A 6,301-nucleotide genomic window follows, 5' to 3' on the forward strand; every position below is an offset into this window, starting at 1 on the left:
ATAGAATATATACAAGTATATAGTTCTTATATGATAAGTTTAATGAGCGAAAGTAGATAGTGTAATTGTACTGAAAAGAATGAAGTTAAGATTGGAAGGTGGAAGCGGTCATGCAAATACAATATACTTTGTTGCATTGTTTAAAACAATTGAATGGTGAAAGAACCGTTTCTTCTATTTATTATTTACTAAAGGGCAAACGTTCTTCGCAAACTTTACAAGATGGAAATATGTTCCGAATTTCTTTTTTGTTCGGAATATACAAATCATTGAATAGAAATGACTATGATGGTGAAGTTGCAAAGTTGATGCAAGCGAATTTTATTCAAGAAATACATGAAAATACATATGTGTTAACACCTACGGGTAAAATGCAGTTACATAAATGGGAGGAAGTTTATGCTTTTCCGGCGCATTTGCATGGTTTACATTATGGTGAATTAGGTGAAACATTTTGGAAAAGATTATCATTAATTATTCAAACTATATCAAATTTACAACAGAATAATACGAAGTTTATCCCAATTCAGCAAGATACAGAAATAATGATGTGGGTGAAACGTTTTCTAACAGGAATACCATATAAGAGAAGTGAGTTGGCGAGAAAACTATGGACGGAAGTACATAATCTTTTAGAAAAGAGCAATACGATAGAAGCGACGATTGTAACATATCGACTAACGGGTTATGAACGTATTGGTTGTACATTGCAACAATTAGCAGAAATTACGAAACAAGATATATTCAGAGTGTATTTTTTATTTTGGGGTACAATGCATTTCTTTATACAAGAAGTTCGTGATAAAGAAAATGAATTTCCACTATTAGCTGAAATTATATCTTATCCAAATGAGAGAGCTGAATTATTTAGTTTATCGACGAAAAAAACATATAATTTTTGGAGACAAGGACGTTCTTTAGAAGAAATAGCGACGATTCGGAATTTAAAGGTTGCAACGATAGAAGATCATTTTGTTGAAATTGCTTTGCGAGAAAAAGATTTTTCTATTGAAATGTTTATGGAAAAAGAAAAGATAGACAAAGTAATAAAAGTAATTGAAGCATTGCAAACGCGGAAGTTACGTGTTTTGAAACAAGCGGTTGGAGAAGATATCTCTTATTTTGAAGTTCGTCTTGTATTAGCGCGGATGGAGGGTGTAAATGAAACTTGAAGAATATTTATATAAGTGGTTTGGATATTCTGAATTTCGTCCAGGTCAAAAAGGAGTTATTACAGATTTATTAGAAGGAAAAGATGTGATAGCAATGCTTCCGACTGGAAGAGGGAAATCTATGTGCTATCAGTTTCCGGGGCTTATGCGAGAAGGAACAGTGCTTGTTGTATCACCGTTATTATCTTTAATGGAAGATCAAGTAACACAATTAAAGTATGTTGTGAAAAACCGAGTAATAGCATTTAATAGTTTTCGGACATTAAATGAAAAAAGAGAAGCGATGAAAAAATTATCTTCATATAAATTTATTTTTGTTTCACCAGAGATGTTACAGTCGGAGTTATTAATTAGGGAATTGAAGAAAATTCATATTTCATTATTTGTTGTTGATGAGGCTCATTGTATTTCTCAATGGGGTTATGATTTTAGACCGGACTATAAAAAACTAAATGTAGTTATTGAAAATATTGGTTCTCCTACAGTATTAGCATTGACAGCCACAGCGACAAAAGGGGTACTGCAGGATATCGCAAATAGTTTAAATTTAAAGGGTGCCGCGGAACATGTATACTCTATTGACCGTCCTAATATTGCAATGGATGTGCAATTTGTAGAGACGATAGAAGAAAAGAAAGAGGCGCTTTTAGAGCAGGTGATGTATTTACAAGGGCCGGGGATTGTATATTGCTCAAGTAGAGCGTGGACAGAAAGGTTAACGGAATACTTGAGAGGAAAAGGTGTTACTGGTGTAGCTTTTTATCATGGTGGTATGGAACATGAAGAGCGTATGCTAATTCAACAGCAGTTTATGAACGATCAACTGCAACTTGTAATATGCACAAGTGCATTTGGTATGGGGGTAAATAAGGCGAATACGCGATATATTATTCATTTTCATTATCCAACTAATATAGCTTCTTACTTACAAGAAATCGGAAGAGCTGGAAGAGATGGCGAACCGAGTATAGCTATTTTATTATGTAGTCCGTTGGATCATGATTTACCAATTTCAATCATTGAGGATGAATTGCCAAGTAAGTCACAAATACAATTTTTATTTTCTTTACTACAAGAAAGAATGTTTCAAACGAAAGAATTACCAATAGAAGATGTAGAAGAAATTTGTTATAATGCAGCAAGATTTAATGAGCAATATTGGCGTTTCGTTCGTTATCATCTCGAACAGGTTGGAATTATACAACAACGAAGATTATTATTAGAAGGTTTGTCAGATGAAATTATGAACCGATTAATAGCTGAAGTAGAAATAAGGTTGCGTAATAAATATAGTGAGCTAGAAAATATGAAGTCATGGATACAAGTTAAAGGGTGTAGACGTGAATATGTGCTGCAACAGTTCGGTTATAGGAAAGAGCAAGAGTTAATTAATTGCTGCGATTATTGCGGTATTATAAAAGAAGATTATAAAAAAAGACGAGCGCAACAATCGGATTTCGACTATAATTGGGAAACAGAGTTACAAAAGCTTTTCGGCCTAGAAAAGATGGAGGAATGATGAACATTCAAAGGCATGATGTTGAAGATATGAGTCCGCAGGAAATAAGGCTGAATCTATATATAACACAGTTAATTATTATCGGTATTGGCTGTTTACTGGCATATATATTATTTCAAGATGTAAAAGAAGTCTTTAATTTATGGAAATGGGAACCAGTATCTATACTTATTATAGGTGGTTTGTTAGCGATTGGTATTGTGTTATTAGATTATGTTGCAATGCGAGTGTTTCCGGAGTCTTGGTTTGATGATGGTGGTATTAACGATAAGATGTTTCGAGGAATGTCCGTTCTACACTTACTCGTTATTACGTTCTTAATTGGTTTTGCAGAAGAATTTTTATTTAGAGGTGTAGTACAGACTCATTTTGGAATTGTAATTGCGAGCTTCGTATTTGCAGTGTTACATATTCGTTATATAACAAAGCCATTTTTGTTTTGTTTCGTCTGTTTCATTAGTTTTGTCTTTGGTTATGTATTTGAATGGACAGGAAATTTGTTTATAACAATCTTTGCACACTTTCTTGTTGATTTTATAATGGGACTCCAATTAAGAAAATAAATGGAAGGTGGTGGTGAACAACATGAGGAAACGAATTCCTGATTTTGAAGAGGAATTAGAAGTTGAGCGAGTGGAAGAAAAAGAAAGTTTACCGCCGCGTAGTGAAATTCATAGAAATAAAGAAAAAAAACAAAAGTTTAAAATAAATCACATTTTCGTCCGGGTTTTAACATTTCTATTCATTCTGCTGCCGATTAGTATTTTGTGGTACACGGATAAATATATTCAGGTGAAGGGTGATAGTAATAATGCCGGAAAAAGTGCGTTTGAAGTAATCTTCTTTGATTCAGCTAAATCTGAGTCGCAGAAACATTCTGAAAAAGTAATAACGCATACTGTGAAAGAGGGAGAAACTTTAGAAAGTATAGCGAAGCAATATTTTTCAGATGGAAATGGAATTGAAGTAATTAAAAAGTATAATAACTTGCAAGACGATGAAGTGAGTGCAGGTCAAGAATTAAAAATTCCGATAAAAGATAAGTCCACAAAGCAAGAAAGTTAGTGAGTTAAGCGATCACCGTTTGTTATAAAAGCCTAGGATTATCTTTATGAGGAGGGGAGTCAAAAATATGATATGGATTATATTATTCAGTACTCTCATAGGCATGGGGATTTTATTGCTTCTTGTGATGTATAAAGAAGCGATGCGTAATACGGTGTTGGAACATACTTTAGTATTTAAAGAATTTCCGAAAAGTTTTCAAAAAGTAAATGTGTTTTTTATTTCTGATATTCATAGAAGAGTCATTTCGAATTTGTTAATTGAACAAGTAAAAGGAAAAGTAGATCTCGTAATTATCGGAGGAGATTTAGCAGAGAAAGGTGTCTCTTTATCAAAAATCTCTGCGAATATTCAAAAGTTAAGAGAGATAGCTCCTGTATATTTTGTGTGGGGAAACAATGATTATGAGATAGAATATCATGAATTAGATGCGTTATTATTAGAAAATAACGTAAAAGTTTTAGATAATACAAGAGTGGTATTTGAGTCTGAATTAGGCGAGAAAATTTGTTTGCTCGGTATAGATGATGTTGGATTGCACCGTGATCGTCTAGATTTGGCATTGGCGGATTGTAAAGAAGATGGTTTTCGTATCCTAGTTAGTCACAACCCTGATATAATAAAAAAAATGTCTGGAAATGAACAGATTTCACTTGTCTTAAGTGGACATACGCATGGAGGGCAAATCCGATTATTCCCATCTAAAAAATATTTAAAAGGTGGCGTATATAACCATTTAAATACGATTCTCTTTGTTAGTAATGGGTATGGAACAACATTGATACCACTTCGTTTCCGAGCACCTGCTCAAACACACATCATTACATTGTGCGGAGGGAAATGATGCCAACTCTTAATGGGAAATACAATATAAAAGCCGTTTCGAATATAATTGGAGTTCAGCCGAGTACGCTTCGTGCATGGGAAAGACGATATCAAATTATTGCCCCAAAGCGGAATCAAGCTGGGCATCGTTTATATACAGAAGAGCATATTCAAATTTTAAAATGGTTAATGGAAAAAGTTTCTTCCGGTATGATGATTGGACAAGCAGTTCAATTATTAGAAGAAAATCGTTTGCAGAGTACAGTTCAAAAAGAGATACATTTCGATAAAGAAGTTGTTTTAGTGGACGATTTGCTACAAGCTTTGTTAAAATTTGATGAAATTACAATTGCTGCATTATTAAACGAAGCTTTTAGTATATATTCAACAGAGAAGGTTGTTGCCAGTATTGTTCTTCGAGTGACAGACAAATTATTAACGTCAAAAAATAATAATGAGATTTCAATGGTGCAATTTCAATATGCACTATCATTTTTACAAACGCGTCTAGGGATGGTGTATCACAATGCCTCAATGTTTTCCTCTTTACACAAAGTTATTGTGTTAGAAAAGGATGCATTGAAAGGATTTATTTTTTCAACTTATTTACGCTTAAAAGGATATGAGGCGATATATATTAGGACAAGCTTAGCTGAAGATGGTATGTTATCAGCGGTAGAGGAAATACAGCCGAAATATGTATTTATATCTTTTGCTGACGAACAAGAAATGAAAAAGACGATGAACTTTATAAATTTATTACAAGAAAAAAGGGAATCTCTTTCTGTTGGATTTATCGGAAAGCTAGGCGTTCTAAACCAGTTGGACATTGAAACAATCTTAATTGGTGATACGAAAGAAGAATGGGATGGATGGTTAAAAATGTCGGAATAGTTGTTCGAAAAGAACCATCTATTTTCTATTTCATATAATAAAAATTAGATGCATTGGTTACGTAGGGAGGGTATGAGATGAGGCTGGAACGATTAAATTACAATAAGATAAAAATTTTTCTAACATTTGATGATTTATCTGAACGAGGATTAACGAAAGAAGATTTATGGAGAAATGCACCGAAAGTACAGCAATTATTTCGTGATATGATGCAAGAAGCAAATAAGGAATTAGGGTTTGAAGCAGATGGTCCGATTGCAGTTGAAGTGTTTTCTCTACAAGCACAAGGGATGGTTGTAATTGTAACGAAAGAAAATCAAGAAATGGATACAGATGATGAGTTCCGTGACGAGTTTATTGAAATGCAAGTGACTCTAGATGAAAGTGAGCATATATTATATGAGTTTGCTACGCTAGATGACGTAATTAACCTGTCGAATCGCTTATATAACCTTGGTGTAACTGGCGGAAAGCTATATACGTGGGATGAGCGCTTCTATCTTTGGGTGGAAGAAGAGGAACAAATTCAATTGTTAAAGGCGGATTTTATAGCTATTTTAGCGGAATACGGTAATCCGTCTACAGCAACCATTTATCGCATCATGGAGTACGGTAAAGAATTAATGGATGTTAACGCGATAGAGCAAATACACAATTACTTCGTGAAAAAACAAAACCTCAGCTAATACAACATAGCTGAGGTTTTGTTTTTATTTGGAGAAGGGAAGGGATGATTGTAAATACTCGAACATACTTTTTGAAAATAAAATATGCAGTTTTATGGGAGTGTGGTTGATGAAAATAAAAAATATTTAAATATTTAAGT

7 protein-coding genes are annotated in these 6,301 nt (G+C 33.6%); all 7 read left to right on the plus strand.

The window, feature by feature from the left end; all coding sequences use genetic code 11:
- The first annotated feature begins 110 nt into the window (after positions 1-110).
- Positions 111-1,172, plus strand: coding sequence for a helix-turn-helix domain-containing protein (locus ABWK52_RS25065; protein ID WP_098507914.1), 1,062 nt, complete (start codon positions 111-113; stop codon positions 1,170-1,172).
- On the plus strand, positions 1,162-2,691 hold the full coding sequence (gene recQ, locus ABWK52_RS25070) for an ATP-dependent DNA helicase RecQ (protein WP_000762979.1): 1,530 nt from the start codon (positions 1,162-1,164) through the stop codon (positions 2,689-2,691). The genes ABWK52_RS25065 and recQ overlap by 11 nt, the downstream gene beginning before the upstream one ends.
- Positions 2,691-3,254, plus strand: coding sequence for a CPBP family intramembrane glutamic endopeptidase (locus ABWK52_RS25075; protein ID WP_098507915.1), 564 nt, complete (start codon positions 2,691-2,693; stop codon positions 3,252-3,254). The genes recQ and ABWK52_RS25075 overlap by 1 nt, the downstream gene beginning before the upstream one ends.
- Positions 3,255-3,276: 22 nt before the next feature.
- Entirely contained in the window at positions 3,277-3,756 is a 480-nt protein-coding gene (locus ABWK52_RS25080) for a LysM peptidoglycan-binding domain-containing protein (RefSeq protein WP_001231550.1), read from the plus strand.
- Positions 3,757-3,823: 67 nt separating this feature from the next.
- Entirely contained in the window at positions 3,824-4,600 is a 777-nt protein-coding gene (locus ABWK52_RS25085; protein ID WP_000637796.1) for a metallophosphoesterase, read from the plus strand.
- Positions 4,600-5,475: a MerR family transcriptional regulator gene (locus ABWK52_RS25090; RefSeq protein WP_001142650.1), complete on the plus strand. Its 876-nt coding sequence runs from the start codon at positions 4,600-4,602 to the stop codon at positions 5,473-5,475. Before ABWK52_RS25085 ends, ABWK52_RS25090 begins: the two co-directional genes overlap by 1 nt.
- Before the next feature lie 77 nt (positions 5,476-5,552).
- Complete coding sequence (locus tag ABWK52_RS25095; RefSeq protein ID WP_001235402.1) at positions 5,553-6,161, plus strand: genetic competence negative regulator; 609 nt, start codon at positions 5,553-5,555, stop codon at positions 6,159-6,161.
- Positions 6,162-6,301 lie beyond the last annotated feature (140 nt).

It is taken from the genome of Bacillus sp. AP50 (assembly GCF_040492675.1).
GTDB lineage: Bacteria > Bacillota > Bacilli > Bacillales > Bacillaceae_G > Bacillus_A > Bacillus_A cereus.

What these genes read in the sequence shown, in the direction of transcription:
- ABWK52_RS25065 (WP_098507914.1), top strand. Translation starts at nt 111, where the DNA reads ATGCAAATACAATATACTTTGTTGCATTGTTTAAAACAATTGAATGGT.
- recQ (WP_000762979.1), top strand. Translation starts at nt 1,162, where the DNA reads ATGAAACTTGAAGAATATTTATATAAGTGGTTTGGATATTCTGAATTT.
- ABWK52_RS25075 (WP_098507915.1), top strand. Translation starts at nt 2,691, where the DNA reads ATGAACATTCAAAGGCATGATGTTGAAGATATGAGTCCGCAGGAAATA.
- ABWK52_RS25080 (WP_001231550.1), top strand. Translation starts at nt 3,277, where the DNA reads ATGAGGAAACGAATTCCTGATTTTGAAGAGGAATTAGAAGTTGAGCGA.
- ABWK52_RS25085 (WP_000637796.1), top strand. Translation starts at nt 3,824, where the DNA reads ATGATATGGATTATATTATTCAGTACTCTCATAGGCATGGGGATTTTA.
- ABWK52_RS25090 (WP_001142650.1), top strand. Translation starts at nt 4,600, where the DNA reads ATGCCAACTCTTAATGGGAAATACAATATAAAAGCCGTTTCGAATATA.
- ABWK52_RS25095 (WP_001235402.1), top strand. Translation starts at nt 5,553, where the DNA reads ATGAGGCTGGAACGATTAAATTACAATAAGATAAAAATTTTTCTAACA.